At 43.1% G+C, this 4,666-nt stretch carries 5 protein-coding genes; 3 read left to right on the forward strand and 2 right to left on the reverse strand.

The window, feature by feature from the left end; genetic code table 11:
* Positions 1-187 (reverse strand): hypothetical protein (locus VB714_RS14605; RefSeq protein ID WP_323225343.1); only part of this gene is annotated, 187 nt, incomplete at its 3' end.
* Between the two features lie 25 nt (positions 188-212).
* Between VB714_RS14605 and VB714_RS14610 the strand changes: the two genes are divergently transcribed.
* From VB714_RS14610 to VB714_RS14620, 3 genes are all read left to right on the forward strand, one after another.
* On the forward strand, positions 213-1,739 hold the full coding sequence (locus VB714_RS14610; RefSeq protein WP_323225344.1) for a hypothetical protein: 1,527 nt from the start codon (positions 213-215) through the stop codon (positions 1,737-1,739).
* Positions 1,740-1,906: 167 nt separating this feature from the next.
* Positions 1,907-3,187, forward strand: a complete 1,281-nt coding sequence (locus tag VB714_RS14615) for a response regulator (RefSeq protein ID WP_323225345.1) — start codon at positions 1,907-1,909, stop codon at positions 3,185-3,187.
* Between the two features lie 22 nt (positions 3,188-3,209).
* Complete coding sequence (locus tag VB714_RS14620) at positions 3,210-4,100, forward strand: NAD(P)-dependent oxidoreductase (RefSeq protein WP_323225346.1); 891 nt, start codon at positions 3,210-3,212, stop codon at positions 4,098-4,100.
* Between the two features lie 83 nt (positions 4,101-4,183).
* Here the strand turns inward: VB714_RS14620 and VB714_RS14625 are convergent.
* Positions 4,184-4,666, reverse strand: a 483-nt coding sequence (locus VB714_RS14625) for a BREX system ATP-binding domain-containing protein (protein WP_323225347.1), incomplete at its 5' end; no start/stop codon positions are given.

The raw sequence follows: 4,666 nt of genomic DNA on the forward strand, positions 1-4,666 counted from the left end.
CACCAGCAGCAAGTATTCCTGCACCCCCTCCCCCACCTCCACAAGCAGCTAGTATTCCTGCACCTCCTCCCCCACCTCCAAAAGCAGCAAGTATTCCTGCACCCCCTCCCCCACCTCCAAAAGCAGCAAGTATTCCTGCACCTCCTCCCCCTCCTCCTCCTCCTCCGAAGGTGGCGAGTGTTCCCATGCCTCCACCTCCCTCAATGCCTAAGATGTCAACTCCTTCAAAAGAGAAGGAATTATTAGAGACTAAACCCAATATAGTTGTTCCTCCGTCACCTTCCCCTACCTCAAAAACTAAAAAGCGATCGCCAGTTAGCAAACCTGAAATTCCCAGTCTCGATCTCGGCAATCAAAATGTTGTAGAAGATGTTGTAGAAGATGTTGCAGAAAATGTTGCAGAAGATAATGATATAAAAATCAATCCCTTTGTTGTTCCGGACAATTGGGAGGAACTAGCAGATAGTTCGGTTGCGGTAACATTAGAACCCAATGCGATCGATCCTTTTGCCCCACTCCCTGAAGACATTCCTAGAGAATCTCCCGCGATCGATCCCAATAATCCCTTTTTTGTTTCTCCCGATGCTTCAGTTTCCTCACAAAATATTCCAGTCGATCCTCTCAATCCTTTTGTCTCAATTAACTCACCTTCAAAAACTTCTGAATCGTCTCCACCGATTAAAACAGAAGCGAAAATGCCCGCATTAGCGGAAATGGAAGAAGTAGAAGAAATGCCCGCATTAGCGGAAATGGAAGAAATAGAAGAAATGCCCGCATTAGCAGAAATGGAAGAAATAGAAGAAATGCCCGCATTAGCAGAAATGGAAGAAATAGAAAAAATGCCCGCATTAGCAGAAATGGAAGAAATAGAAGAAATGCCCGCATTAGCAGAAATGGAAGAAATAGAGGAAATGTCCCCCGAAGCCTTAGAAATTGTAGAAAATAATAACTACTACAATGCGGATATTCCCTACGAACAATTTGAATTGCTGCATATTAATAGCGAGGTGCAGTATCGAGGTGTCAAAGGGGTTGCGATCGCCTCCGATGGCGTTACTTTAGTTACTTGCGGCAGTGATATTTATATGAATCGCTGGAACTTATATACCTTGAACAAAGAAGCACAATTTAGTCTCTACTCTAAAGGGGTGCAATGCCTCACTATTACACCAGATGGCGCGATCGTTCTCACGGGAGCAGAAAAAGGGAATCTCAAATGCTGGGATATCAATACTGGAGAACTCATCGGAACATTTAGTGAAGGCTCCCTCGGCATTACTGGATTAGCGATCGCCCCGGATGGAACCACCGTCGTTAGTAGTTCCGCAAAAAGCAATCTCAAACTCTGGGATTATCCCTCGGGGGCATTACTCGGACCCCTCAACGACGAATCTTTAGGGGCAACTGCCGTTACCATAACACCAGATGGAACCACCGTCCTCAGCAGTTCCCACGACAGCAATATCAAATACTGGGATTTAGCAACAGGAGAATTATTAGGACCGTTAAATATTCAATCCTTTGGTGTAACTTCTTTAGTAGCAACCCCAGATGGTCAAGCCGTTATTAGTGGAGATGAAAGAGGCATGATAACAATTACCAGCTTAGAGACAGGAGAAACAATTCGCACCATGAAGGCACATCAACTCGCTGTTAATTCTCTTGCAGTCAGTCCCGACGGTTGGTATATCGTGAGTGCCAGCGATGAAGAAATGAAATTATGGGGAGTACCTCAATAATTTTAATTCAGGACTGCCGTATTGAACGTGGAAGGGCGATCGCGCTTTGTTTCTTAGCCTATCTCTTCTTAAAGGGCGATCGCGATTTTTTCCTCTCATCATCTTGAAATTGATACAATGAGAACAATCGCATAAGTAGGGCGCATTCTCATGCCGCAATATTTGTTATGACAGCCGTTCAACCTACCAACGCTCTAAATCGGCGATCGCCCCAAAAAAACGCGATCGCCTCTCCCATGTCGTCCCCATCTACATCTAGCTATCCGTTTGATGCCCAAGCCATTAAAGCGCAATTAACCTCCTATAGCGAACAAAAATTTACAGGAAAACTAGAATTACAATTAACCCCTCGAGAAAAATGGGATTTATATCTTAACCTAGGGCGCTTAATCTGGGCAACGGGAGGGCTTCACCCCGTCCGACGGTGGCGCAGGCAATTATGGCGCTGCTGTCGCGAGATTAGCCCCAATCAAATTAATCTGCGAAATACCGATGCCCTTGAATGCTGGGATTATCAAATTTTGGTGATTGTGGTTCAACGTAAATTATCTGAGACAGAACCCATTGTGGCAACGATGTTAGGCATGATGACAGAAGTATTATTTGATATTGTTCAGCTTATGGAGTTAGTCACCCTCAAACTCAAAGCAACTCAAAATCCAGCCCAATCAAAACATCAATATTCTCTGATTGTTCACCCTGGAGTTCGTCCTTCCGATCGCGGCTTATTACCTCAAAATGATTGGTTATTAGCATCCGCTATCATGCAAATCGATCTGATTTGGCAGCAGTGGGTCAATGCAGGACTAAAAGGTTATTCCCCCAATTTTGCGCCGATGATTAGCAACCCACAAAAACTACAAAAAATTATTCCAGAAACAACCTATAAAAATTTAGTGACTTTATGCAATGGGCAAAGAACATTACGAGATATAGCTGCCCTTTGTCAACAAGATGTTTTAAAACTTTCTACATCTTTAGCGCCCTATATTCGCCAAAAAGCAATTAAATTGATTCAACTTCCCGATTTGCCTCATCCGGATTTCCGAGAAGTAAAAAAAAGCGGAAAACCTCGTCAACCGTTAATTGCTTGTATTGAGGATAATGAACAAACTCTGCAAATTTTAAAAGAAATTCTCACGGAAGCTGGTTATCGATTTTTGGCGATCGCCAGAGAAGTAGAAACTTTACCGATGTTATTACAACACGAACCCGATCTCATTTTTCTCGATTTAGTCATGCCCATTGCTAACGGTTATGAAATTTGCGCTCAAATTCGCAGGATCGAACGATTTAAAGAAATACCAATTGTCATTTTAACGGGAAAAGACGGACTTGGCGATCGCGTTCGAGCTAAAATGGTCGGAGCTACTAATTTTTTAACCAAACCTATTGATGCGGATAAGGTTTTAAACTTGATCGGCGAACACTTGAATAATGAACAATAAATCAGAAATAATAAGAGAAAACATGAACAATAAATCAATCGCTTTTCTAGGACTGGGAGTAATGGGGGGTTACATGACCGCAAACTTGGTCAAAGGCGGTTTTAATGTGAAAGGATGGAATCGAACCCGCGATCGCCCAGGGGTTAAAATTGCCGCAGAAGCAGGGGCAGAAATCGCCTCTTCTCTACCAGAAGCTGTTGAGTCAGCAGAGATTATCTTTTCCTGTTTAGGAGATGTTCCCGATGTGGAAGCAGTGCTATTAGGAAAGGAAGGCGCGATCGATTATGCCTCTAAAAATGCCTTAATTGTTGATACCAGTACTATCGGTTCAACCGCCGCGAAAAGAATCGGTGCGGAGTTAGCCAAGCATCATTTACGCTTTCTTGATGCACCGGTTTCTGGAGGAGATGTTGGCGCAAAAAATGGGACTTTAACCTTTATGGTGGGAGGTAGCGAGCCAGATTTTGCCGAATGCGAACCTTTCTTTCAAGCAATGGGTCAAAATATCCGTTTGTGCGGTCCTATAGGTAGCGGTCAGGCTGTAAAAATGTGCAATCAAATCCTCGGTTCTCTTAGTTTAGTGGGTATCTGTGAAGCAATGCTTTTAGCTGAGAAACAAGGCATCGATCCGAGTTTAATTGTTGAAGTATGCAGTACGGGTGCATCAGGTTCTTGGGCGCTTTCTAATCTAGGGTTGAAAGTAGCAGAATCGGATTTTGCACCAGGATTTATGGTGAAACATATCCTCAAAGATTTGCGCTTAGTTCGAGAAATTGCTGAGTCTGCATCTCTAGAATTACCAGGAACTGAGTTAAGCGATCGCCTCTTTAAAATTGTCCAAAGTTTGGGGGATGGAGAAGGAAAGGAACAGGGAACTCAAGCCATGATTCGCGCTTATCGAGAGAAAAAATAGAGCATATTATCTAGTTTTGTTAGAGATTTATCTAAGTTAAACTAATTTAAACTTAGTAAAAAATTCAAAGACAGCGATCGCCTTTACAGCGTGAACTCAGCAAACTCTCCGACACCATTTTTGCTTTCTTGGGGGGGAGTAAATGGGAATTCAGAACTCTGCATCAACTCAGTAAACAGCAACTTTGGATTTTGTTGTAGAACATTTAAGAGACTAATAAAATCTCGCACGATTTCCCGAGGTGTAGACATTTTTTCTGCTCCAATCCGACTGTTTGATTCCTGTTGAAACATTTTAATTTGTTGCAAATCTATATTTTTTTGATAACCGTAATGAGTGGCGTGAAGTTCTGCCAAATGATGAAGTAGTTGGGCAATTTCTGCGGTTGTTAGCGGTTCTAATCCGATCGCCGTAGCAAAACTATCTTGCAGTCCGTCCTTAAGAAAGCGACTTTTGGCCAAGCGAGTGCGCCAGGCTTCATCGCTATATAAACCCCGTCGTTTATCCTCAATAAATTGGGGGGTACTGCCCACAACAATGCCTAAATGTTCCGCCTTTCCCTGCAT

Origin of the sequence: Spirulina sp. 06S082 (genome assembly GCF_034932145.1) — a bacterium.
Lineage (GTDB): Bacteria > Cyanobacteriota > Cyanobacteriia > Cyanobacteriales > Spirulinaceae > CCY15215.